Below are 23742 nucleotides of genomic sequence, written 5' to 3'. Positions count from 1 at the left end.
CGCGACACCGCCTGAGCCATCGGTGCTGAGTACTCAGACTCATGCCCACGGCCGTCGGTATCGAGATCGTGGTGGGCATGTCTCTGCACGCCACCCACCGTGTCGGCACTGCCCGGACCGTTCGCACCAGGGATCTGGTCTACCCTGCCGTCACCAGGCTGCTGGCCCTTTTGCTGGCGCCCGTGGCGTACGTGGTCGCTCCGGGGCGTGCCCGCCATACGGCCTGCCAGTGGGCGCTGGCGCTGCGCTTCCCGGCCGAGAACCTGGCCGGCCTGGCTCCCCCGGCCCGGGCGGCTTTCGAGGCGGCGCGCAGCGAGGCGTTGTGGCGGTACGGGGAGCTGATAGGCCTGACCTCTGGTTACCGGGACGCCGCCACGCAAGCGGCTCTCTACGCCGAGGAGGTCCGGCGCAGCGGGTCGGTGGCGGCCGCTCGGCGGTGGACGCTCCCGCCAGACGAGTCCCGCCACGTGGCGGGCACCGCGCTGGACATCCGACCCTCGGAAGGCGCTCGCTGGCTGGAGCGGCATGGCGCGCGGTACGGCCTGTACCGCAGGTACGACAACGAGTGGTGGCACTTCGAATACTGCCCTGAGGGTCGGCCCGACCGCCTGCCGCATCCTGGCGTGGCCGCGGCCGTCACCTGTGGCCGGGCGGACGGCGCGGTTCCGATGGATCGGTCATGATCGGCGCCATGATGGAGAAGCCGCCGCAGTGGCGGGAGGCTCTGGCTGGCCTGGGCGGCTGCCTGTTACTCACGGTAGCGACATCGCCCCAGTACGCTGGCGGGCTGCCGCCGTTCATCGCCACGCCCGTGCGGCCGGTGTACCACGGTCAGGGGTGGATACTCGCCCTGATCCCCATCCTGGCGACCGTGGTGGGCCTGTGCCTGCTGCGTTGGTGGCCGTTTCTGCTGGCCGTGGCCGGCCTGCTGAGCGTGCCCTACGTCTGGGCGCAGCTGACGGGCCTGTCGTACCCGCTGGTGCTGACCTTCGCGCATTCCGCGGCGTATCCACTCGCCCTGGTGGGCGTCCTCGCCGGTGCCCAGAGTCTGTTGGGCAACGGCTCACCACGTGTGGGCGCGGCCCTGGTGGGGCTGGCTTTCGGGTCCCGCCTGGTCGGCTCCGCGCTGGTCGGCCCCGGCTGGTTGTACTCGGACCCGTCGCGGCCTGCCTGGCATGCCGGTATGACCGCGGTTGCCCTCGTTGCGCTCATCCCCGCGGCCCGGCGGATCCGACGTGGCGACGGCGCCGCGGCCGGGCCGCCGGACACCAGCCCGTGGGCGTGGCAGCGGTTGCGGTTGGTCATCGCCGCCGGGCTGGCGGTGTGCCTGGTGCTTCCGCTGTCCCTGTTGACCACCGAGCGGCTCGCGGCGCTGCTGGACGTCAGCTGGTCGTCGCTGTACCGGCACGAGGCAGTGGCCATCGCGGTGACAGGTGTGGTCACGCTGGTGGTGGCGATGGGCCTGGCGGCCGTCGCGGGACTGTGGTCGCTGGCCGCGGCGCTCGCTGTCGCAACCGTCCAGGTGGCGGTGGCGGCACCGCTGATCCTGGCGTTCACCGCGCTCAGCGCGATGGGTCCGGTGCGCTGGCTGGGTGCGCTCGCGGGTGCGGTGGTCGGTGCGGCGGCCGCCAGCAGCCGGTGGCGGGTCGCGGCCGCCGGTACGCTGGCGGCGGGCGCGGCAACGGCGGTGCTCATCGCGTACGCCGCCACGACCGGCCATCCGGAGAAACTGGCCGAACAGCAGCGGGTCATTCCGGCGCTGCTGTTGCTCGTTCTGGTTACCGCGGCGGCTACGGCGGTCGCCGGCGCGACCGCGCCGGTCCTCGCGGCCCGTGGTGCTGTTCCTGCCGTGCTCGGCCCCCTCGTCGGCGTGCTCGCCGCCAGCGGGCTACAGATTGTCCAGGTGACGTATCTGCAGGATGGCCTGCCGGTGTCGTCGTATCTCAACCCGGTCTTCCACATCACCACATCGGCCGTGTTGCTTCTCGTGGCGGGCGCGGCGATCGGCGGTCTGGGCGTCGCGCATCACATTGCCGAACGCTGGGCGGAACGGAAACGGGCCGAGCTGATCCGACAGGAGGCTGCTGCCGCCGAACGGGACCGGCTGGCCCGGCCGATCCACGACGGTGTTCTGCAGGTGCTGGCGCTGGTTCAGCGGCAGGGCTCGCAGCTGGGAGCGACCGGCTCGCAGCTGGCAAAGTTGGCCGGCGAGCAGGAGGTCGCGCTGCGCAACCTACTCACCGGCGGCGCCGAGGTGGCCCGTACCGGCGGTGAAGCGGACCTGCGGACGGCGCTCACCGCCCTGGCCTCCCCCATGGTCGAGGTGTCCGCGCCCGCAGAACCAGTCGTGTTGCCGTCGGGTCCCGCCGCCGAACTTGTCGCGGCGGTCGAGGCCGCCCTGGACAACGTCCGCCTGCACGCCGGCCAGACCGCCCGGGCGTGGGTGCTGTTGGAAGACGAAGGAGACGGGGTGCGAGTGACCGTCCGTGACGACGGGGTCGGGTTCGACGCACAGCGGCTGGCCGACGCGGCCCGCGCCGGCCGGCTGGGGGTGGCTCAGTCGATGCGGGGCCGGATCGCCGATCTCGGCGGCACGACCAGCATCCACAGTCACCCGCCGGAGGGCACCGAGGTGGAGTTCTGGGTGCCACGGCAGCGGTAAGGCCGAGGGCCGGGTAACCGGGGTGGCCAGCAAGCCCCGACATCAGGCAGGGACGTCAGGGCAGCGGGCGGTCGGTCTCCGCAGGCGCGGCCAGGCGCTCCCGGATCAGCGTGATCACGGTGTCGGTGGTCCGGTCGAGGTAACTGCGGCCATCGGGTAGCCCGACCTCCGGACTGATGTAGCTGTGCGGCCCGACGTGGGTCGCCGGGTCGAGCCGGTGCACCGTGATCTTTCCCGCGCGGTCAGCCCGGTTCCAGCCGCTCCAGCGGAACAGCCGCCACCGCTGCGGGAACATCCAGGTGCCTACTCGCTCAATCCGGTCGCCGGCACTGGTGAGCCGGCAGAGGTGCTCGGCGTGGGTGATGTCGTTGGCGCCGTTGTGGAACCCACCGAGAGTGATCAGCCAGAGCGGGCAGCGCAGCTGGGACCACAGTTCGTCGACCGCGCCGGTGGCGACCTGGGCGCCGCCGCTGTAACAGAGCAGTACCACGGGGATACCGCTGTCATGCTGGTAGCCGGCGAACCGGAGCTGCGTGGCGATCTGCGAGCCGACGGCGCGGTTGTACAGGGGACGGTACCGGCGGTCGGCGGCGACGAAGATCTGCACGACGTTGTGCAGGAACAGCACCAGCCCGATGTGGCGGCGTAGCCAGGTCCACACCGGACGGTCGGCCAACGGATCGGCCAGCGGCGAGTAGGGCTGCACCTGGCCCAGCACCCTGAGCTCCGGCGCTCGGGCGATCAGGGACTTGACCAGTCGGCCACCGTCGCGGGTGTCGTGGAAGCGGCGTTTCCCGATGCCGTCCAGATAGACCAGGTAGGCGTCCGGAGGGCGGTCCGGGTCCGCGCCCCGGGCGTAGGGCATGCCCTTGGGCAGCGCGGTGGTGGGAGTTCGCCAGCCGGCGGCATAGGCCAGCACCTCATAGCGGGCGAGCAGAGCTTCGGCGAGCAGCACCGGGCCGATCCCGCCGAGCAGCAGCAGGAGCGCAAACTCGATCATGTACGTGGCTCCGGTGCTCTTCTCGTGTTGAGCCTCACGACCAGGCGACGGACGCCCTCGACGGCGACGCCGAGCCCGATTCCCGCGACGGCCACGCAGCCGGCGGCATCCCACCAGCCGAGGCCGGCCACCGTGGCGAGCGCGGCGGCGAGGCCGGCCCCCACTCCCACCATGAGCACCAGGTGCAGCAGCGGCCCGAGCAGCGGGAACGCGAGGACCGCGGCCAGCAGCAGCGGGGCGGCCATGTCTGGTGTCCAGATCAGCGCGGCCTCGTCGGACGGTGAGGTGGGCAGTGCCAGCTCGGCAAGGGTCCACGCGGACAGCGGCCAGAGCGCGAACACCGCGCCGTCGACCAGGGCGCCGGCCAGCATCAACCCGACCACCCTGGTACGCGACACGCTGGGCAGCCGTGCCACCACGGGCAGGAGACGCCCGGCGGCCTCGGACAGCCCGGCGAGCAGCAGCAGGATGGCGACGACGGGGGACACCGGTCAGCCCTGCGGTGGCAGCTCGGCAGAGGCCGGCTGAGTGACCGGGCCGGTCTGCTGCACATAGCGCTCAAGTTCGTCGGCGGCGCGCGAAGAGCCCCCTGCCTGACGCTGGGCGACCTGCAGGGTGCGTGCGGCGGCCCGGAATCGCGGCTCGTCGAGCAGGCGCTGGGCGAGGGCGCGCACGACCTCCACGTTGACGTCCTCGGTGCGGATCGAGAGGCCGGCGTCGAGCTCGACGATGCGGGAAGCGACCATCAGTTGGTCCGCGCCCTGCGGAACCACCAGCATCGGGACGCCGGCGTACAGGGCCTCGTTGACGCTGTTCACCCCGCCGTGGGTGATGAACAGCGCTGCGCGGGCCAGCACCTCCGGCTGCGGTACGGAGCGCTGGGCGATCACGTTGGCCGGCAGCGGACCGAGCGCGGCGGGATCGGTCTGTCCGGTGGAGACGATCACGGTGCCACCCAGCGGGGCGAGCGCCTCGACGAAGCTGCGCAGCAGCTGTGGGCCGGCGCCGAACACCGTGCCCATTGACGCGTACAGCACCGGGTCCCGCAGCCGATCGACCGGGAACGACGAGTCGGCTGGGCGGGCACCGACGCTCGGCCCGACGAACCGGTAGGACTGGTCGAAACTGTCGGCCTCGGGGTGGAGCGCCCGAGAGGTGTAGACCAGGTTGAGCGGCTGACGGATGTTCGCCAGGTCGATCAGGGGCACCGCACGGCTGTCGTACCGGCGGCGCAGCTCCCAGCGCGACCTCAGATACCCCCCGGCTTGGCGGGGATTGGACGCCGCCGCGGCGAGCAGCTCCCAGGAGCCGCGGGTGGGGCTGGGCACGTGCCGGTTGAACGCGAACGTGGTGAACGACGACGCCGCCGGCACGTCGAGTTCGCGGGCGGCCACCGGCCCCCACGGGCAGAGGGAGTCGTGCACGATCAGATCGGGCCGGACGCCGCGCAGATCGGTGAGAACGCCGGGCAGCACCCGTACGGCGGTGCGCGCAAGCTGCTCCATCACCGTGAGCGGCATCGGCGGGCCGGACAGCGGTACGTCAGCCCCGGAGTACAGGAGCACTCGCGCGCCGGTGGCCGCGATCTCCTCGGCATGGGCGGGCATCGTGTGGTAGGTGACGGAGTGCCCGCGACGAACAAGCTCGGCCACGACCGGCAGCGTCGGGTTGACGTGCCCGTGCATGGCGATGTTGAGGAACGCGACTGCGCTCATCCGCCTGCCCCGGCCAGGAAGGGAGTCAGCGCCCGGCACCACGTAGCGATCATGATCCGCCCTTCTCGCCCGACGCAGGATCGCGTTCGTTCGCACCTGGTACTGCAGTCGCCCGATCGGATCTTGGACGGGGCCGACAGGCGCAACGCAGCCACCGCATGGGCTGTGTGTGGACGACAGTCGCATGGTGCGGTGGCCGCTGGTCACAGCGTAGACGTTGCCGGCGGCAGCACGCCGTGGACCAGGCACTCTCCCCGTTCGCGGGCACGCCGGAAGGGGAGAGGGGTGCGTGTGTCGGCGAGTACAGCGGGAAGGTCGGTTGGATGACCGACCCAGGGGAGCTGGCGCGAAGCGCACTCCAGCGAATCCACCAGGCTGCCGTGAGACATCGGGACCTTGAGCTGCACCACGCGGCCGAGGACATTGTCCGAGCGGCCCGGGCGAGGGGCCTCGATCCGGGACCCGTCGAGTCGTACCGCCCCTGCCCGGTGTGCGGTGCTGAGCCGGGACAGCTGTGCATCAACCTCCCTGGTCGCCCAGTGACCTCGGGCGACATGCACCCTGAGCGCACGAAGGCGGGGAAACCGTAGCGACCCCGATCCCGTCAGCCCAGCACGTCGGGGATGCGGACGCTCGCTTGGCGAGGACTGGGGTCAGGACGGGGCGACGGCCGGGAACCCGTCGGTCAGTGCGGCCAGTGCCCGGCGAATCCGGTTGGTCGCCGTCGGGCTGGTCCCGCCGGTGAGTGCGACGTGGTGCAGCACGCCGACCACCGTCAAGGCCAGCGCCTCTGTGTCGGCCCCCGCAGGCACCCGCCCGAGTTGTTGCTCGGCGGCCAGGTAGTCGGCGGTCGCACGCTCGACCGTCTGCAGTCCGGCGTTACCTTCGCCCAGCACCGCTTCGACGCGTGCCGCCAGTTCCGGCCGGTAGGCCATCAGCCGGGTCAATGCCAGCAGCATGGCCAGCGGTGTCGCCAGGATGGCGTCGCTGAGATTCCCGGTGACCGTGCCGGTCCCGGCGCGCCCCGGGAGGCCGGCGACCTCGCCGGAGATCTGGAAGGCGCGGTCGACCGCGTAGCCGACCAGGAAGTCGTCGAAGTTCGCGAAATGTGCGTACAGCAGGCCGGTGGCGACGCCGGCCTGGCGGGTCACGGCCCGGCCGGTGAGTCGACTCGGTCCGTCTTCCGCGATCACCCGCTCCACGGCAGCGAACAACTGCTGCCTGGGCTCGGGGATGGCGACTCCGCGTGGCATGCCCCGAATTCTAAGCGTTGGCCCCAGCCGCTGTTGCGTCAGTATGAGCAGATGCTCATACTGGTTTGAGCAGATGCTCATTCTCGGCGCTGGGAGTATGGATGAAACGCGCGGTAATCGTTGGCGCCGGTATCGCCGGGCTGGCCACGGCCCTACGTCTCGGACAGGACGGGTGGCACACGCTCATCGTGGAGCGCGCTCCGGCCCGGCGGAGCAGTGGCTACCTGGTGAACCTGCTCGGGGCGGGCTACGACGCCGCCGAGCGCATCGGCCTCCTACCCGCCCTGTCCGACCGGCAGCTGGGCCTGTTCACCACCGTGCTGGTCCGGGCCGACGGGCGGCCCAAGTTCACCGTGCCGTCCGCCATCGCCGAAGCCGCCCTCGGCAAACGGACCATGTCGGTGTTCCGTGGCGACCTGGAGACCGCCCTGTACGAAGCGGTGCGCGACCGCACCGAAATTCGCTTCGGCACCACGGTCGCGTCGGTCGACCAGGACGCCGACCGGGTACGGGTGATGTTGAGCGACGGCACGACAGCGGACGCCGATCTCCTGATCGGTGCCGACGGTGTTCACTCCGCGACCCGCACGGCGGCATTCGGCTCTGGACACCGGGTCGATCTCCCGTACGTTGTGGCCGCGTTCCCGCTTGTCCATCCGGTGGCGGGCGTGCCGGAGTCGTCCGCCACGACCTTCATCGGTCCAGGACGCACCGCGGCGATCGTCAACCTGGGCCCACAACGGTCGTCGGCATTCTTCACGTACCGATGCGCGGACCCGGGCTCGGACCTGAGACGCGGACCGGTGGATGCGCTCAGCGCGACGTTCGGCGATCTGGGCGCGGGCGTGCCCGATGCGATCCGTCATCTTGAGAAGGATCCGGCCGATGCCTACTTTGACTCAGTCAGCCAGGTGGTCATGCCCCGATGGAGCGCCGGCCGGATTGTGCTGCTCGGAGACGCGGCCTGGTGCGTCACCCTCTTCGCCGGACACGGCGCGGCCCTCGCGCTCGCCGGCGCCGACCAGCTCGGCGCAGCCCTGCGGCGGCACGACGACAACATCCCGGCAGCCCTGGCCGAGTGGGAAGCCGGCCTGCGCCCGGAGGTCACCAAACGGCAGGCACTCGCGCGCCGGGGAATGCACCAGTACGCGCCGCCCAGCCAGTTCCACGTGTGGATGAACGACCTGGCGATCCGAGCGATCACACTCCCCGGCGTCCGCGGTCTCGTCCGGCGCGGTATCGAACGCACATCCCGATGAGTGCGTACGACGCCATACCGTCCGTCACTTGTCCTTCCAGGCGGTGCCGGTAACGACGGCCTGCCGCCACCGGCGGATGGCCTTGGGCGGCATGCCGACGGCGAGGGCGCCGACCAGACGGTCGCCACTGCGGTACGCGGCCACGAACCGTCGCTGTTCGAGATCGCCGTCAACGACGGCGACCTCGTTGCTGCCGCGCAGGTGGCCGTAGGCGTGGATCTTCATGTCGTACTGGTCGGACCAGAAGTACGGCACCGGCGCGAACGGCTTCCGCGCATCGGGATACCGCAGGTTCCGGGCGGCCGCCATGCCCTGCTCGGCGGCGTTGGTGCGGTGCTCGACGCGCATCGGCACGCCGAACAGCGGGTTGTGCCAGCGAGCGACGTCGCCGGCGCCGTAGACGTCCGGCGCGGCGGCGCTGTACTGGTCGCAGACCAGTCCGTCGGCGATCTCCAGGCCGCTGCCGTCGAGCCACTCGGTGTTGGGCTGCGACCCGATCGCGACCAGAACCTCGTCGGCTTCGACCAGCTCTCCCCCGGTCAGCAAAACACCGGTGTCGGTGACAGCCGAGACCGCGACGCCGGTGCGCAGGTCGACGCCGTGTTCGCGGTGCGCCTGCGAGAGGACCCGCCCGATCTGCTCGCCGACGGCATGGGCGAGCGGCACCGGGGGATTCGCTCCAGACCTGCCAGGCCATCTGCTCCTTCGACAGCACCCGGCCGGCGTTGAGCAACAGGTGAAGCAGGAGCCGGTACTCCGCCGGGGTCACGTCGAGCACCCGATCACCCCGCCACGCCCGGCAGACGACCTCGTCGAGCAGCAGATCACCGTGCCGCAGCACGGTCCCCGATCCCGTGTTCGTCCTGTCGCGCAGAAGCACCTGCACGCGGGCCAACAACTCCGCGCTCCGGCACGGCTTGGTGATGTAGTCCTGGATCTCGGTGCCGAGCACGGGTACCAGAGCCCCCAGAAACTCGCATGCGGCAAGGCACAGGACCGGCGGGCGGTCGGTGAGGATCGGACGATCACGGGCGAGGGCGTGAACATCGGGGATCTCCACGTCGACCACGATCAGATCGACGTGATGCTCCCCGAGCAGTCGCAGCGCGGCGGCGCCGGTCGCGGCAGAGGTGACCAGATAGCCCGCGAAGCTCAGCTGGGCCGTGAGCGAACCACGCAGATCCGGGTCCGGCGCCACCACGAGCAGGCGGAAATCGTACGGAGACCTCGCTGTCTGGCCGACGCGCATGGTGCAGACCTCACCCTCCAGTGACGCCGTCCCTCCCCGGGGCCGGCTGGCGGACACATCGGATCGACCCGACTCACCCCAGCATCCCCGCCAGTACTCACGGTCGTCTATGCGGCGGAGAAACCCCCTCAGCTCAAGTAATGCTCAAATTCGATGCACGTGAGCCGCTGACGCCCGAAACGCACATACGCTCACCGCACTCAGCTCGCTCACGGCCCTTCCCGACCCTTCTCGCAACGGCAACCACCGTCGTACGCAGGCACACCGTACGACGGCTTCACCAGACTGTCCTCAATGGAGGAGCGACCTCCGCGAGGGCCGACCAGCACATCAATCACACGTCGCAAGCAGAAGGAGGGGGAGTATGCGACACATACAACGACGCATCGCGCTTCTCGCGCTGCCCGCCCTGGTGGCGGGCGTCCTCGTGGCGACCGGGCCCGCGGGCGCGGATCCCACGGAGTCGACAGCCACGGCCGGGCGATCCCAACTCGAGGATCGGGAGCAGGTTCGCCTCGTACACATCAAGCTGGCCGGCGCCGACATGCTGGACAAGGTGGTCGCCGCCGGCTTCGACCTTGAGCACGGCCTCAAGCGCGTGCCGACCGGCATCGAAGGCGAGGCGGTGGTCACCGCCGAGCAGGTCGCCGAACTGAAGGCGATGGGCGTCGAGGTCCTCGGCGACGAGGTGGGCTTCGCGTGGAGCGACGAGGCCGACGGCGGCATCAACGGCGCTGCCTCGCGGGCGGTCCAGCCGTTGAACCACGAGGCGACGGTACGCATCGCCCGCGCCGACTGGTTCACCACGAAGGGCCAGGGCTTCCTCTACGTCGAGGCGCGGACCACCGAGGGGCAGCAGGCAGACCCGATCGTCGGGATGCAGCTCGAGAACGACTCGGGCAAGGGCACGCCGTTCGGCTTCGCCCGGACGATGAGCCGGTTCGTGGACTCCGGGCAGTACATGTTCCATCGGAACCTGTTCAAGCTCGACGCACGCCCCGACAAGATCCAGGTGACGAGCTCCACCGGTGGCGTCGTCACCGGCGTCGTCTCCAACTGGCTCGAGGATGCTCCGCCGCCGCTGACGGCGAACCCGTCCTACAAGTCGGACTTCGTGGACGGCTACAAGCACCCGCAGCAGCTCTACAGCCGCGCCAAGGAGATCGCCCGCCAGTACCCGGACATCGCCGAGATCGTCTACCTGCCGAACCAGACGAACGGCTACCAGCGCAAGGCGCAGGCCACGATCGGCGGCACGGGGCAGGCGGCGGTCGTCGTCAGCTCGGCGGCGTGGGGTCACGAGGGCGGCAACGACATCACGGTCGAGTTCGTGGACCGGCCGGGCGCGAGCCTCCCGCTCGCGGTGGAGGTCGCGGGCAAGGCGGTCCGCGTCCTCCTCGCGAAGGACGCCTCCGGTGGACCGGCGAGTACGGCCACCCAGGTGGCGGACGCAGTGCGGGCCCAGTCCCAGGGCCTCATCGACCGGGCACACCCGTACCGCACCAACGCGGGCACCGGCATCGTCGCGCCGACGTCCGGCCCGGTTGCGCTGAGCGACTTCCTCGACCAGAAGCGGGCCGGCGCACCGGCGGGCGAGGTGCCGCGAGGCCCGGTCACGATCCCCGTCCTGCGGATCGGCAAGCACCGTGACGGCAAGAAGCCTGGTGTCCTGATCCAGGCTCAGGACCACGCCCGCGAGTGGGTGCCGGCGACGACCAGCCTGGAGTCGGCCGAGCGCCTGGTGCACAACTACCGGTCCGACCGGGAGACGAAGAAGATCGTCGACAACACCGACGTCTTCTTCATCCTCTCCAACAACCCCGACGGGGCGAACTACAGCTTCTACAACTTCGCCTCGCAGCGGAAGAACATGACGAACCACTGCCCGGACGCGACCGCCGATCCGGCGCAGCGGAACTCCTGGGGCGTCGACCTGAACCGGAACTACCGGGTCGGGTCGGGCCACGACGGTTACGCGGGAGGGTCAACCAACTGCGTCAGCGGCACCTACCAGGGGCCGGAGGAGCTGTCCGAGCCCGAGTCGAAGAACATCATCTGGCTGGTCGAGAAGTACTCGAACATCAAGTTCATGATGTCGGTGCACTCCAACGGCGGTCAGTTGTTCTGGCAGCCCGGCGCCTACATCGCGGACGGGCGGATCACCACGCCGCGCCCGCCGCTGGGTGACGAGGCGTTCTACTGGCAGTCGGCCGCCAGGATCCTGTCGCAGGTCAAGGCGCACCGGGAGACCGTCGTCACGCCGGAGAACGTCGGCGGTTCGTCCGACGTCCTCTACTCCTCCGCGGGCAACGTGCGCGAGGACCTGTACTACACCTACGGGATCTACGCCTTCGGCTGGGAGGTCGGCGGCTCCGTCTACAACCCGGCCACCGGCGACTGGCAGGGCGGTTCGTTCCAGCCAGAATGGGCGGGCAATCCCGAGCTCGTCAGCGGTCACGCCGAGACGATGGAGTACGCCAACGGGATCATGGAGATGTTCCGGGTCGCGGCGGATTGGGGCCAGGACAAGAAGGACCCGACGTCCCGGCTCGTCCCCGGCGACGGGAAGTACCGCGGGCCCGTCGACGTGCGCTTCGAGACCAGCGAGCCGGCCACCATCTACTACACGACGGACGGCAGCCGACCCACGCTCGAGTCGCCACGCTATGCGGCGACCGAGTTCCGTGAGCCGGGGCAGGTGTTCCACGTGACCGAGACGACGACGTTCCGCTGGTTCTCGGTCGACAGCGCCGGCAACATCGAGAAGAACTACGACCCGACGAAGAACGACAAGCGCAACAACTACCGTACGGCGACGATCGAGATCGTCGAGAAGTAGCGCCCATCCCGTGATCATGTGCCTCGTCAGTGCGGTCCGCCCGCACTGACGAGGCACTGATCGCGCAGGCGCACCCTCGCTGGCGCTACGCCGGAACATGCGTACTGATCAGCTGACAGCCCTTGATTTTGATCTTCTTCGCTGAACGCGAGGATGACCGATCAGGGGCTGTCCGCATGATGAGCCGGGGTCTACGTCGTGGCGGCCAGCGCGAACGAGATCGAGGGCATCGAATGCGCTAACAGGTGGACCGGTCGCGTTGTCGATGATCAGATGTGGCCATGAGGGACTGGCGCAAGCGGGAGAAGAAGCGACGCGCGGAGGTGGCGGCGCTGCCGGAGATGGCGGTGCGTCGGCATGGCGTGATCACGGCAGGCGATGCCGATGACGTGCTGGTCACCACGTCCGTCGGCCCCAACGGTGAGGCCATCGCGCTATCGACCTCGCCGGAGGGTGTCGCCGCGCTGACCGCGACCACCACGCAGCCGGGATGGGCGAGCTTTCCCGACCCACGGGCGTCCGAGGCGGTGACGGTGCGCGTCACCGTGCACCGGGAGGGCGTGGCAACGAGTGTCCGTATCTCAGATCTGCCGCTTGCTCATCCGACTGTCCAGGTGCTGCCCGACGGCCGTGTGCTCGTCGTGGCCGCGCGCTGCCGGTGGCGACCGGGCGGCCCCGACCGCAACGCGATCATCTACGACGGCGATGGGCGCGTTGTCGCCGAGAAGACCGTCGGTGACGGCATCGAGCACGTGCGCGTCTCCCGCTCCGGCCACATCTGGATGGGTTACTTCGACGAGGGTGTCTATGGCAACTACGGCTGGGGCGGCCCTGAATCGCCACCCCCGCTGGGCGCGCCAGGGCTGGTGCGGTTCTCACCTGACCTGGAGCCTGATTGGCGCTACCCCTCGCACGTCGACGAGCCCTGGGGTGCCATCAGCGACTGTTACGCCCTCAACGTCGATGGCGACACCGCCTGGGCCTGCTACTACACCGGCTTTCCCGTTGTGCGGATCCAGGCAGGCACGGTCACCGGCTGGCACAACTCGATCGCCCGGGGCGTACGCGCCCTCGCTGTCGCGGACCAGACCATAGCCATGTACGGCGGCTACGGCCCCAACCATGACGTGCTGGTCATCGCCCGTTGCGACCAGGATCAGCTGCACAAGGTCGCCGAGTACCGGCTCGTCCTGCCCGACGGCTCCCCGATGCCCGAGGCGACCCAGGTGACCGGCCGCGGACCCGACCTGCATCTGATCGACGACGGCCACTGGTACCGCCTCGACCTCGACGACCAGCGTCTGCAGTAGCCCAGCCGGGCGCCGGCGCACCCGGTTGCTCACCGGGGCCTCATCGCGCCCCACCGAAACGCGTCGCGACGGCTATGATCCCCCCCGTTCATCTACGGGGGAGGAACGCTTGTGAGTCGTTCACGTCTGCTGCGCGTCGCCGCGTGGCTCGGCGCCTGCACCATCGGTGTGCTCGGTGCCAACGCGGTCGCACCGGTCTCCGCGGTCGCGTTGCCAAAGGGCACGCAGCTCAGGTTGGACCACACCGCACTGGTGCCCGGTTCGTTTGGCAAGACCCAGTCCGTCTACCTCTACAACTACGACGCCGACTTCACCCTGAACGACGTGGCGGTCACCATCGACACCGCGAAGCTCGCCGGCGTCGCCACGGCCAAGCTCACGTTCGACGGCCCCAGCCCGTGCGAGCAGTCGGGCACGAGCATCACCTGCAGGTTCGACACCCTCTCCTCGGAGAGCCTGTTCGCGGGTATCACCACGCTCACCTTCCGGCCCGAGACGGCAGCGAAGGTCGGCGACGAGGGCGAGGTGAGCGTGAAGGTCACCAGCCGAGACCAGACGTTCACCAAGACCTCGAAGGTGACCATCAGCGAGAAGGTCGCTCTGGAGGTTGGGCCGATCACCACCAAGAAGGCCAAACCGGGCGACACCGTCACGAACCCGCTCACGGTGCGAAACACCGGGGACAACGCGATCACCGGCGTGGACCTGTTCTTCTTCTACGAGGCCATGTTCACCGTGCCCAAGCGCTACGACAACTGCGAGTACGGCAGCTTCGCCGCGTACTGCCACTTCGACGCGACGCTGGATCCGAAGCAGGAGTACGTGCTCTCCGAGGAGTTGCCGTTGCGGCTGCGGCCGGAGGTGCCGGCGCCAGGTGTTGCCGGAGCCAGCTTCACGTGGTCGACCCCGATCGACGGGCGTGACAACCTCGACATGGTCCGGGCCACCAAGCCGACCCGCGGCACGCAGGGCACCCTCGGCCTCGTCCGCAAGCCCGCCGGGCTGCGCGCCCAGGGCGCCCAGACCGAGGACTCGTTCTTCCTGGACACGCAGCACGTGATCCTCACGGTCGAGGGCACGAACCGCTCCGACGTGAGCGCCGTCGGCGGGGAGGTCCGGGCCGTCGTGGGCAGCACGGTCACCGCGAAGCTCGGCGTCAAGAACCTCGGTCCCGCGTACGCCTCCGGCATCACCGAGCCGGCCGCGACCGTCACCTTCACTCCCCCGACGGGCACCACCGTGACGACGGTGCCCGCCGGCTGCACGAAGGCGGACACCGGCTACGTCTGCCGGACGGCCGTCCACCCGCTCGCGGTGGACCAGGCTGTCACGTGGGACTTCGGGCTGCGGGTCGACGCCGCCGGGGAACTCACCGGCACCGTCGCGGCGAAGTCCTCGACCCCTGACGTGACGTCGGACAACGACGTGGCCAAGCTGGTCGTGAACCCGGCCGGCGGCATCGGTGGCGGTGGGGAGGGCGACGGCCCGTCGCTGCCGATCACGGGCCAGTCCGGCATCGTGCTGGCCGGCGCGGCCGCTCTGCTGGCCGTGGGTGCCGCCCTGTTCGTGGTCACCCGCCGCCGCCGTACCCGCTTCGTCGCCTGACACCGGGATTGGTTCAGCAGGACAACCAGAAGCCCTGGTCGGCCCAGTCCGACCAGGGCTTCTGAGCGGCGACGAGGGCGGCGCCGTCGCGGCAGCCCTGCGGTGGCGCGACCGGCTACGGTGCCGCGGGCAGGAGCGTGAGCAGCCGCTCGACAACACCGGTCACCGCGTCCCGTCCAGCGGCGAGGTACCGGCGCGGGTCGCGGGATTCCGGCAGGGCGCCCCGGACCGCGTCGGTGAACGCCACGTTGAGCGCCGTACCAACGTTGATCTTCACCATGCCGCAACCGACCGCGGCGCGGATCTGCTCCAGCGGCACCCCGGACGAACCGTGCAGGACCAGGGGCACGGGTACGGCGTCGCGGATCGCGGCCACCAGGTCGAGATCCAGCGAGGCGGTTCGGTCGGCCATCGCGTGCGAGCTGCCCACCGCGACCGCCAACGCGTCGACGCCGGTCTCGGCCACGTACCGGGCGGCCTCGGCCGGGTCGGTGCGGACGCCAGCGGTGTGAGCGCTCGCCGGGGCATCCGGTTTACCGCCGACGTAGCCGAGTTCCGCCTCCACCCACAGCCGGTGGTCGTGCGCCCAGTCGGTCGCCTTGCGGGTGGTGGCCACGTTGGCGGCGTACGGCAGCGCGGACGCGTCGACCATCACGGAGCTGAAACCGGTGTCGGCGGCCTGCTCCAGCAGGCTGATGTCGTCCACATGGTCCAGATGCAGTGACAGGTTCGCGCTGGACTTCCGCGCGATCTCGGCCGTCGCCGCGGCGATGGCCGACACGCCAGAGTGGTAGCGCGCCGCGTTCTGGCTGATCTGCAGGATCGCGGGCCGGTGGGCACGTTGCGCCGCGGCGGCGATCGCCTGGGCGTACTCGATCGTGATCACGTTGAATGCCAGCACGCCGGTACCAGCGGCGCGGGCCGCCGCCACCAGGTCGGCGGTGGGGACGAGGGTCATCAGCGCTCCTCAGGCGGCCGGTGCGGGCAGGACGACGGACCGGGTGAGCAGTCGGGGTCGGTCCGGATGCAGGCCGCGACGGACCGCGAGCTCGACCGCGAGCCGCTGCGCGGTGGTGAGGTGCGCCATGGCGTCGACGTCCTCGTGCACCACGATCGCGCCCGTGGCGGCCAGGTCGTCGCGGATGCCGGGGACCACCGGGCCGAAGATCCAGACCACGGACCGGTGGTCGACCACGCTGATCGGACCGTGTCGGAACTCCATTGCCGGGTACGACTCGGCCCACACCTGTGCCGCCTCCCGCAGCTTGAGGGCCGCCTCGTGCGCCAGTCCCACAGTCCAGCCGGTGCCGAGGAAGGTGAACTGGTCCCGGCCGGCCACGGCCGGGTCGAGCGGCGTGCTCAGCTGGGCCCGCGCCTGGGTGATCGGGTCGGTCAGGTCCTGCCCGAGGCCGGCGCGCCAGGCGGCGAGTGCGGTCGTGGCGAAGCGGGTCTGCACGACCGACTGCTCGTCGGCGAAGTCGAGGACGACGCAGTCGCTCACGAGCCGGGTCACCGGCCGGTCGGCGTCGGTTGTGATCACGGTCGACCGACTGCCGGGCGGCAACTGCTCAAGCAGCCGGATCACCTCGGTGGTGGTGCCGGAGCGGGTAATGGCGACCACGCGGTCGTACCGCCGTCCGGCGGGGAATTCCGAGGCGGCGAAGGCGTCGGTCTCCCCCTGGCCCGCCGACTCTCGCAGCGCCGCGAAACTCTGCGCCATGAAGTACGACGTGCCGCAGCCGACGACGGCGACCCGTTCACCGGCCTGGGGCAGGGCCCGCGCGACGCCCGGCTGGGCGACCAGGTCCACGGCGCGCCGCCAAGTCTCGGGTTGGGAGGCTATCTCGGAGGCGACGTACGACACGGTTCCTGCTCTCTCTCGGTGCGGTGCTCTTCCAGTGTTTCCACCGTGGTTCCGTCCAGCAGCCGGGAAGCCACGTCGTCGTCGTACTCGCCCGCCCACGGGCAGGCGACGGCGGCCGCCGAGACGGCCGCGCCTCGGGCGAGGACGTCCCGCCACGGCGCGCGGGTGACGAGCCCGTACGCGAGGACGGCCGCGAGGGCGTCGCCAGCGCCGGTCGGGTTGCCGGACACTTGTTCGGGCGCGCGGGCGCTGAACGCGACCCCGCCGGTAACCGCCACGAACCCGTCCGCGCCCCGGGAGACCACGCCCGCGCTGGCACCGAGTCGGACGAGCCGGTGCGCCACCGCCACGGCGTCGTCACGGGTACGTACCGGGCGGCCGAGCAGGTCCGCCGCCTCGTGGGCGTTCGGTTTCGCCAGCGCTGGTGCGGCAGCCAGCGCGTGTCGCAACGCGGGGCCCTCCGCGTCCACGATGGCCTCGGCCCCGCCGGCCCGCGCGATGGTGACGAGATCGGCGTAGGCGGTCTCGGGCACACCCGGTGGTCGACTGCCGGACAGCACCACCACCCGTGCCGCCCGGACCCGCTCCGCGAACGCGTCCAGGAACGCCGCCCACTGCGCCTCGGTGACGTGCGGACCTGGTTCGTTGAGGACCGTCGCCGTGCCCCGCGCGAGGACGGTCACCGTCCGGCGGGTCTCCGCGGCGAGGCGGGTGAACTGCGCCGGCACGCCGGCCGCCGCCAGCTCGGCCTCGATGTGCTCGCCGACGGCGCCGCCGGACAGGCCCAGGACAAGGGTCTCGGCACCCAGCTGACGCAGCACCCGGGCGACGTTCAGACCCTTGCCCCCGGCACGGGAGACCACGCTCGTCACCCGGTGCGACGTGTCCGCCACCAGCTCGGGCACGGTGTAGGTGATGTCCAGGGCGGGATTGAGCGACACCGAGATGACCAGGTCACGCCGCTCCCGGCCCGCTGACGGGCCTTCGGCGGTCACGAGCGCCGCGCCAACCTGTCGCTTCATATCCGCCTCCCCAGAAGATGCCGGCCAGTCGAGCACGCACGATCTTTCGTGACACTGAAGCGCCAGAATCAATCAGGATGTTGCAGACCTTAGGATCTGGCCGTACCGCCGTCAAGGTCCGCCCAGAACGCCCCGGAGTTCCGACCACGAGGGCTCAGCGGCTGCGATATCCGACAGAACACGGGATCCGTGCAGCGATGCGAGCCGTCGGAGCCGGTCGGCGAGCCGGTACGGGGTGCGCGGGCGCCGCCGCAGTGCTTGCAGAAAGTTGCAGAGGTGAACACCGACAGGGTCGCGCCACACGACCGTGCCGCTCGGCGATGCGGTCCCGGATGAGGACTGCGACCGCTCGATCTCGACGGGTCAGACCTGTACCACCTTCACCCCGGCCTGCTCGACGAGGCTCACCTGCTCCGGGTCCGCCGCCTTGTCGGTGATCAGAGTGTCGATGTTGGCCAGCGGGCAGATCCGGTTGAAGCTCCGCCGGCCCAGCTTCGAGCCGTCCGCCACCACGATCGTCCGCGCGGCGCTGGTCACCATGACGTGGTTGATCGCCGCCTCGCCGTCGTTGTGCGCGCTGGCGCCGTGCTGGTGGTCGATCGCGTCCACCCCGAGCACGACCACGTCCAGCGCCACGGACCCGAGCATCGTCTCGGCGATGCGGCCCACCAGCTCGTACGACCGCGGGCGGGCGGTCCCGCCGGTGAGCACCACCCGGATGTGCGGCCGCACGATGAGCTCGTTGGCGATGTTCAGCGCATTGGTCACCACCGTGAGCGCCGGCATCTGCCCATTCGGTTCGGTGCGCAGCGCGAGCGCCCGTGCCACCTCGGTCGTCGTGGTGCCTCCGTTGAGCCCCACCGTGCTCCGCGCTGGGATCAGTGCGGCGGCAGCCGTGGCGATCCGCTGCTTCTCCGACGCCTGCCGCACCGCCTTGTACCGCAGCGGCAAGTCGTAGGAGACGCTGGTGGCGACCACGCCGCCGCGGGTGCGGGTCACCAGCTGCTGCATGGCGAGCTCGTCGAAGTCGCGCCGGATGGTCGCCGTGCTCATGCCCAGCTCACGGGCGGTGGACTCGATGTCGAGCTGCCCCTCGGCCGCCACCATGTCCAGGAGCCGGTGCCACCGCTCGTGCTGGTTCACGGCTCACGCCGGTCGTTTGGCCTGCCCATGCCGCCATCCTTGCATCCCCCATGCAAAGTCCGTGCGGCACGATCATCACCGCCAGGCCGGCCAGCACCCGGCCGCGCGAACTTCTCCTGGCCGTGGCGCTGGCCAGGCCCGCCGGTACCTCTGGCGCTACGAATGGCTGGCTTCCGCCAGGTGCTTGATGTGAACTGCCCGCTGGCTCAAGAGTCGGCGGAGGTACGGCGCAATCAGGGCACGGGTCACAACCGTGCCCATCGGTCCCAGGGGCGCGACAACCCACAGGCGGTCGGTCATCTGAGTTCCTACGCCGTTGAGGTTGTGGAACTGGTGCTCGTGTCGCAGGAGGCGAAAGGGGCCCCGCGTCTGCTCGTCGACGAAGCGGTCTGGACGCTCGTAGACGGTGATTCGGCTCGTCATCCGCCAGCGCAGACCGAAATGGCGGGCGTGGAAGGTGACCTCGTCCCCGAGCGCGAGTTGGCGTCGACCGGTGCTGGTGACGGCTGTCTCCTGGCTGGATCGCAGGGACGCGTCGTGGACATCCATGTCGCGCTTCAGGTCAAATACCACGCTCGGAGCGGCATCAATGACGGACACGATCTCGATCAAGGCCGGCACGGCGAGAGCCTAACGTTCAGCACCACCGCCAGCCGCCCGCTCACAAGCGGCGGCTGAGCACCCGACTGCTCCACCCCCGCGCCGCTCTCGGCTGCGGTGACCATCCCTCAAGAGGCGTTGGCTTTAGGTCAGTCACCACCCTATGGTGGAGGCATGCCGCCGGTGACGTTCCGCTCGCCTGCCGTCACCGAGGTGGCGGCGCTCGACGCTGTCCGCGTGACGACGGCGGCGCGCCGAAAGGCCTGCATGCGGGTGCCGGTTGTCCGCGCGCTGCACATCGCGCCTACACAGCGGCTGTCGAGCCCGGCGCGAACTGGCCGAGGCCCTCCCGCGGAATCGTTGCATCCCAGAACGACCGCAGGGCGAAGCTACTCAGCTTCGGCCCTTTTTCTTTTTCCCGTTCCTTTTGAAAGGCAGACCATGGGCATCGATCATCATCCCGTCGACCAGACTTGGCTGGCTGATCTGCGAGCGTCCCTGGCGGACGACTTCGCCACGCAGACGGCTCGCCTGCGGGAACTGACCGAACTCAACGCGGACACCGGCGACCCCAGCGAGGCCGACAACCGGGCCGCGCTGCTGGTGGCCACCCGCCGCAACATCGAGCAGATCACCGGTGCCCGGAGCCGGATCAGCGACGGCACCTACGGTGCCTGCGAGAAGTGCCACCAGAACATCCCGGCAGAGCGGCTTGAGGTTCTCCCGCACGCTCGCTTCTGCGTGCCGTGCCAGGAAAAGCACAAGGGGTAACACCCGATGCGGCTGCCGTGGCGTGCAGATGGCACGGCAGCCACACGCCGTTGCGTGCGAGGTCGTTGCGTGATGGTGATGTCCGGGGCGGGAGCGGCGGTGTCTGCCGCCCCCGCCCCGCGCCGGCTGCTAGCTGGCGTACGTCTCGAACTCACCGACTCGCGGCGTACTGCTTGAGCTGTTGATCTTGAAGGTGATCTTGACCAGTGAGGTCGGGGGGAAGGGGATGGAACCCGCCCCAGCGCCGGCGGCCAGGACGGCCCCGGTGTCGTGGTTGATGAGCTGCCAGGACCCGATGGAACCCTGGGTTCCCGATGGCTCGCGGATGATCACTCGGGACACCCGGGTGGCGGAACCCCACTTGATCGAGATGGAGCCGGTCGATCCGACCGGCGACCAGTAGGTGCTGATGCTGCCGTCCCGCACGTTGCCGTAACTTGTCCCGCTGGCCTTGCTGGAGCCGTCGGCACCGGCACCGAGGCTGAGGTTGGTCCCGCCGGGCGGGGGTGGGGTGGTCGGCGGCGGCGTGGTGGGCGGGGGCGTGGTCGGCGGGGGCGTGGTCGGCGGGGGCGTGGTGGGCGGCGGGGTCTGCGGCGAGCAGCTACCGTCCGAAACCCTCAGACCCGTGTTGGCGCCCGCCGTCTGACGCACGACGTCCGGCACGCAGCTCGCCCCGTCGAGGCTGTACGAGTACGGGATGCTGACGGTGGTGTTGGACGTCGGGTTGGGGCCGGCGGGGTAGTTCTCGCTGCCAGCGCTGGACCAGGTCACGTTGTCGAAGGTGTTGCCGCTGACCTGCCAGTAGCCGCGCTCGTTGGTGTAGAAGGTACGCCGAGCCAGTAGTTCCAGATCCGCGCCGAATGCGGCACCGACGTGTCGAGCTTCTGCTGCACGTCGACCTGGCCAGCCTCAAGCCGGCCGATCGCCTGCGGATCCATGGTCACGACGAACCGTTCCTGAACAGTGGTCAGAAGTGACCATGAAGATCAAACTGGCACTGCGTCCATCCCGAACGGTCTTGGATGGGCTGGTCCCCCGCGTTCGCTCCCGCGGTCGGCGGCACGGATCGTGTCCGTGGTCCGGTCTGAGGAGGGCGGGTTCCCTCACGTCCCCGTCCACCGGGTCGGGCCTGGGCGGTCCGATGCCCGCCAGCGTCGCTCTGGTGCTGGCGGGGCGGTGCCGTCCGTCGCCTGATCCGGTGTCCGAGGGCGCGTCGTGCGATCGCCACGCTGGCCGTCTGGTGGCGGGTGGTGGCGCGTTTCTTGGTGGTCAGGGGCTTTTGCCAGTGCTCGGCGCCCCACATGCTGGTGTAGGCCGGGTCCACGGCGATGATGCTGATGTCCGCCTCGGCGGTCATCGCCAGCAGACGGGCACGCAGCTTGCCGGTGGGCATGCCGTTGATGAGTTGCCGGAAGCGGCGCTTACGGCCGTGCTTCTCCCGGGTCTTGGAATCGGTGAAGTCCAGGTCTTCGATGGCGATGGCTCGGCAGCCGGTGTGCTTGGCCCAGTGCAGCAGCCGGGTGATGGCGTGCCGGATCTGGGCGTCGCGCCGCTCGGCTGTCCCGCGCAACTGGTACTCGAAGGTGCGGGGCTGGCCGATCGGGTTGCCGTGGATGTCGAGTCGCCAGGCAGCGAGGTGGTCGGCGTTCATGTCCACGCCGATGATCTCGCCCGAGCGCAGGGTCTGGATCGGCACGATCGGGAGATCCTTGCGCTGCCAGGACGCATCGAGGTACCAGCGGCTCTTGGTCACATCCAGATGGATGCGGTAGGCGACCGCCCGGTTGACCTCGATCCGGTCGCGCCACTGCACGCCCCGGTGCGGGAAGCTGACACGGGCGGCCAGCACATACCGGCCGTGCTTGGCGTTCGCCAGGTGCGTCAGCGGCGCGGGCAGCTTGATCGATACATCGCCCTCGGGCGTGACGCGGATCGTTTCGTTGCCGTACCGCTTCCCGGACTCGCCATCAGCACCGAGGAACCAGCGCTGCGCCTCCCAGCGTTCCCGCCACTGGTCCTCGGTCAGATTGGCAGCGGCGAGGTTGTGCCGCGTCTTGAGCAGCATTTGGCCGCCGCGCACTACGCGGACCTGACCGGCGTCGCGCTCGGCCAGTACGCGCTCGCGCTGGCGCTCCAGGTGTGCCAGGCGGCGGGACTTGTGGAACCACTCGTGCTCGCACCGGTAGCCGCCGGGCTTGCCCCGGCTGCCTTTCTCGCCGATCGGCAGGGACAGGCGGTGCCGCAGCATGCGGATACCAGCCCGCAGAGACTCGATGTGAGCCCACTGAGCGCGGCGGGACAGGCCCCACTGGTCGTGCGTGGCCTTGGTGATGCTCCCGGCCCAGCGGGACGACGATTCGCCGGTGAGCTCCCGCTTCCGGTGTGCCCAGGTGTCGGTGGAATGCTCGAGGCCGTCGCGGCAACGCTGCGCCAGGTCCCGGGAGGCGAGCGATCCCAGGTGTTCACCGACCAGACGCAGGATCTTGTCGTCCTCCGCAGTGAGGCCCTTGAGCCGGTCGCGTATGCACACACCCATGGCGGGGTCGGCGACGAACGGCCGGGCGATATCACGCAGATCAGCCACGCGCCGCGGCCTCCAACACGGCCTTCGCCCGGTTCTTCGCAGACCGGCGGCCATACAAGCGGGCGCAGAACGAGGTCAGTATCTCCACCATGTCCCGCACCAGGTCGTCTTCGACTTCACCTTCGTCCAAGACGACGAGACGACGGCCGTGGGCGGCGAGCGTGGCTTCGACCAGCTCCACATTCATCCGGCCCAGCCGGTCCTTGTGCTCCACCACCACGATGCTCACCTGCGGGTCGGCCAGCAGCCGACGGGCCTTGGAACGGCCACCGTTCATCCCGGAGCCGATCTCCGACTCCACACGGACGACACGGTGACCAGCCTGCGCTGCCCACCGGGCCAAGCGGGCGGTCTGCCGCTCCAGATCGTCCTTCTGGCCATGCGCGGAAACACGGGCATACAACCCGACACCACCGACCGTTTCCGGCACGGTGTTCGCTTCGATGTTCACCAGGATCGTGCGCGGCCCCACCCGTCGCGCAGGACCGGCAACGTGCCCTCACGGAACCAGCGATACGCAGTACGCGGTGCAACACCTTGCGCCTTAGCCCATTCCGTCAGAATCACAACGAGGATCATACAACACTAAAAGCACCTAACAGTCACTCATGGACACCCCACAACAAGCAGTTAGCAACCCCTGTCTCAACTGCGTACGCACAATCCGGTCGCGGGACCGCCCCATCGAGGAAGGCACCTCGCGCAACCGTGCCATGGTATAGAAGGCAGCGAATCGACGCCACCCGGCCAGTCCGCGTGAGAGACAAGGCGTGCCGCCCGCCAGCGCCGCCATGGGGTCCGTGCTCGTGGCCTTGGCCCTGGCGCCAACGTCGGCGATCGCTCATCCGGCTGAGTGGTTCAGGTCG

At 69.9% G+C, this 23742-nt stretch carries 20 protein-coding genes and 3 pseudogenes; 8 read left to right on the top strand and 15 right to left on the bottom strand.

What is annotated here, in order from left to right:
* Positions 1–41: 41 nt before the first annotated feature.
* Positions 42–683 carry a D,D-peptidase/D,D-carboxypeptidase VanY-N gene (vanY-N, locus tag OG470_RS16780; protein WP_328425330.1) on the top strand — a complete coding sequence of 214 codons (642 nt, stop codon included), beginning with the start codon at positions 42–44 and terminating at the stop codon, positions 681–683.
* On the top strand, positions 680–2662 hold the full coding sequence (locus tag OG470_RS16775; protein WP_328425328.1) for a sensor histidine kinase: 1983 nt from the start codon (positions 680–682) through the stop codon (positions 2660–2662). Before vanY-N ends, OG470_RS16775 begins: the two co-directional genes overlap by 4 nt.
* Before the next feature lie 55 nt (positions 2663–2717).
* Here OG470_RS16775 and OG470_RS16770 read toward each other — a convergent pair whose 3' ends face one another.
* The 3 genes from OG470_RS16770 to OG470_RS16760 are packed head-to-tail and all read right to left on the bottom strand — an operon-like array spanning position 2718 to position 5377.
* Entirely contained in the window at positions 2718–3662 is a 945-nt protein-coding gene (locus OG470_RS16770) for a hypothetical protein (RefSeq protein WP_328425326.1), read from the bottom strand.
* The gene (locus OG470_RS16765) at positions 3659–4150 is read right to left on the bottom strand and encodes a hypothetical protein (protein ID WP_328425324.1); all 492 of its coding nucleotides are present in this window, start codon (positions 4148–4150) and stop codon (positions 3659–3661) included. The genes OG470_RS16770 and OG470_RS16765 overlap by 4 nt, the downstream gene beginning before the upstream one ends.
* 3 nt (positions 4151–4153) lie before the next feature.
* Positions 4154–5377: a macrolide family glycosyltransferase gene (locus tag OG470_RS16760; protein WP_328425322.1), complete on the bottom strand. Its 1224-nt coding sequence runs from the start codon at positions 5375–5377 to the stop codon at positions 4154–4156.
* Positions 5378–5535: 158 nt separating this feature from the next.
* On the opposite strand from OG470_RS16760, the gene OG470_RS37255 reads away from it, so the two are divergent.
* On the top strand, positions 5536–5967 hold the full coding sequence (locus OG470_RS37255) for a zinc finger domain-containing protein (protein ID WP_442931151.1): 432 nt from the start codon (positions 5536–5538) through the stop codon (positions 5965–5967).
* A 63-nt stretch (positions 5968–6030) separates the two neighbouring features.
* On the opposite strand, the gene OG470_RS16755 is transcribed toward OG470_RS37255, so the two are convergent.
* Entirely contained in the window at positions 6031–6630 is a 600-nt protein-coding gene (locus tag OG470_RS16755) for a TetR/AcrR family transcriptional regulator (protein WP_328425320.1), read from the bottom strand.
* 101 nt (positions 6631–6731) lie between these two features.
* On the opposite strand from OG470_RS16755, the gene OG470_RS16750 reads away from it, so the two are divergent.
* Positions 6732–7889: an FAD-dependent oxidoreductase gene (locus tag OG470_RS16750; protein WP_328425318.1), complete on the top strand. Its 1158-nt coding sequence runs from the start codon at positions 6732–6734 to the stop codon at positions 7887–7889.
* A 24-nt stretch (positions 7890–7913) separates the two neighbouring features.
* Here the strand turns inward: OG470_RS16750 and OG470_RS16745 are convergent, their stop codons facing one another.
* Both OG470_RS16745 and OG470_RS37250 read right to left on the bottom strand, forming a co-directional pair.
* Entirely contained in the window at positions 7914–8555 is a 642-nt protein-coding gene (locus OG470_RS16745; protein WP_328425316.1) for an FAD-dependent oxidoreductase, read from the bottom strand.
* A gap of 52 nt (positions 8556–8607) precedes the next feature.
* Positions 8608–9138: pseudogene (locus OG470_RS37250) on the bottom strand (response regulator transcription factor); the annotation flags it as partial.
* A gap of 364 nt (positions 9139–9502) precedes the next feature.
* Here OG470_RS37250 and OG470_RS16735 point away from each other — a divergent pair.
* The 3 genes from OG470_RS16735 to OG470_RS16725 all read left to right on the top strand — a co-directional run bounded on the left by OG470_RS16735 (position 9503) and on the right by OG470_RS16725 (position 14892).
* Positions 9503–11977 (top strand): M14 family metallopeptidase, encoded by a 2475-nt coding sequence (locus OG470_RS16735; RefSeq protein WP_328425313.1) that lies wholly within the window; start codon positions 9503–9505, stop codon positions 11975–11977.
* Positions 11978–12258: 281 nt separating this feature from the next.
* A complete protein-coding gene (locus OG470_RS16730) occupies positions 12259–13287 on the top strand; it encodes a hypothetical protein (protein WP_328425311.1) in 1029 nt (342 codons plus the stop codon).
* 111 nt (positions 13288–13398) lie between these two features.
* On the top strand, positions 13399–14892 hold the full coding sequence (locus OG470_RS16725) for an LPXTG cell wall anchor domain-containing protein (RefSeq protein ID WP_328425309.1): 1494 nt from the start codon (positions 13399–13401) through the stop codon (positions 14890–14892).
* 115 nt (positions 14893–15007) lie between these two features.
* On the opposite strand, the gene OG470_RS16720 is transcribed toward OG470_RS16725, so the two are convergent.
* From OG470_RS16720 to OG470_RS16700, 5 genes are all read right to left on the bottom strand, one after another.
* Positions 15008–15850 carry a class II fructose-bisphosphate aldolase gene (locus OG470_RS16720; protein ID WP_328425308.1) on the bottom strand — a complete coding sequence of 281 codons (843 nt, stop codon included), beginning with the start codon at positions 15848–15850 and terminating at the stop codon, positions 15008–15010.
* A 9-nt stretch (positions 15851–15859) separates the two neighbouring features.
* Entirely contained in the window at positions 15860–16756 is an 897-nt protein-coding gene (locus OG470_RS16715) for an SIS domain-containing protein (protein ID WP_328425307.1), read from the bottom strand.
* Complete coding sequence (locus OG470_RS16710) at positions 16732–17778, bottom strand: 1-phosphofructokinase family hexose kinase (RefSeq protein ID WP_328425306.1); 1047 nt, start codon at positions 17776–17778, stop codon at positions 16732–16734. The genes OG470_RS16715 and OG470_RS16710 overlap by 25 nt, the downstream gene beginning before the upstream one ends.
* A gap of 363 nt (positions 17779–18141) precedes the next feature.
* Complete coding sequence (locus tag OG470_RS16705; protein WP_328425305.1) at positions 18142–18921, bottom strand: DeoR/GlpR family DNA-binding transcription regulator; 780 nt, start codon at positions 18919–18921, stop codon at positions 18142–18144.
* 156 nt (positions 18922–19077) lie between these two features.
* A complete protein-coding gene (locus OG470_RS16700; RefSeq protein ID WP_328425303.1) occupies positions 19078–19542 on the bottom strand; it encodes an SRPBCC family protein in 465 nt (154 codons plus the stop codon).
* Between the two features lie 153 nt (positions 19543–19695).
* Between OG470_RS16700 and OG470_RS16695 the strand changes: the two genes are divergently transcribed.
* The gene (locus OG470_RS16695) at positions 19696–20292 is read left to right on the top strand and encodes a TraR/DksA family transcriptional regulator (RefSeq protein WP_328425301.1); all 597 of its coding nucleotides are present in this window, start codon (positions 19696–19698) and stop codon (positions 20290–20292) included.
* Positions 20293–20421: 129 nt separating this feature from the next.
* Here OG470_RS16695 and OG470_RS16690 read toward each other — a convergent pair.
* The 4 genes and pseudogenes from OG470_RS16690 to OG470_RS16675 all read right to left on the bottom strand — a co-directional run.
* Positions 20422–21120: pseudogene (locus tag OG470_RS16690) on the bottom strand (pectate lyase); the annotation flags it as partial.
* Positions 21060–21236, bottom strand: a complete 177-nt coding sequence (locus tag OG470_RS16685) for a hypothetical protein (protein WP_328425299.1) — start codon at positions 21234–21236, stop codon at positions 21060–21062. The pseudogene OG470_RS16690 and the gene OG470_RS16685, both read right to left, overlap by 61 nt.
* Positions 21237–21259: 23 nt before the next feature.
* The gene (locus tag OG470_RS16680; RefSeq protein ID WP_328425297.1) at positions 21260–22876 is read right to left on the bottom strand and encodes a hypothetical protein; all 1617 of its coding nucleotides are present in this window, start codon (positions 22874–22876) and stop codon (positions 21260–21262) included.
* Positions 22869–23455 (bottom strand): annotated as a pseudogene (locus OG470_RS16675) (IS607 family transposase). Before OG470_RS16675 ends, OG470_RS16680 begins: the two are co-directional and overlap by 8 nt.
* Between the last annotated feature and the right edge of the window lie 287 nt (positions 23456–23742).

It is taken from the genome of Micromonospora sp. NBC_00389 (assembly GCF_036059255.1).
Taxonomy (GTDB): domain Bacteria; phylum Actinomycetota; class Actinomycetes; order Mycobacteriales; family Micromonosporaceae; genus Micromonospora.
The sequence above is the reverse complement of the archived record's forward strand: the minus strand, read 5'-3'. Positions and strand labels throughout refer to the sequence as shown.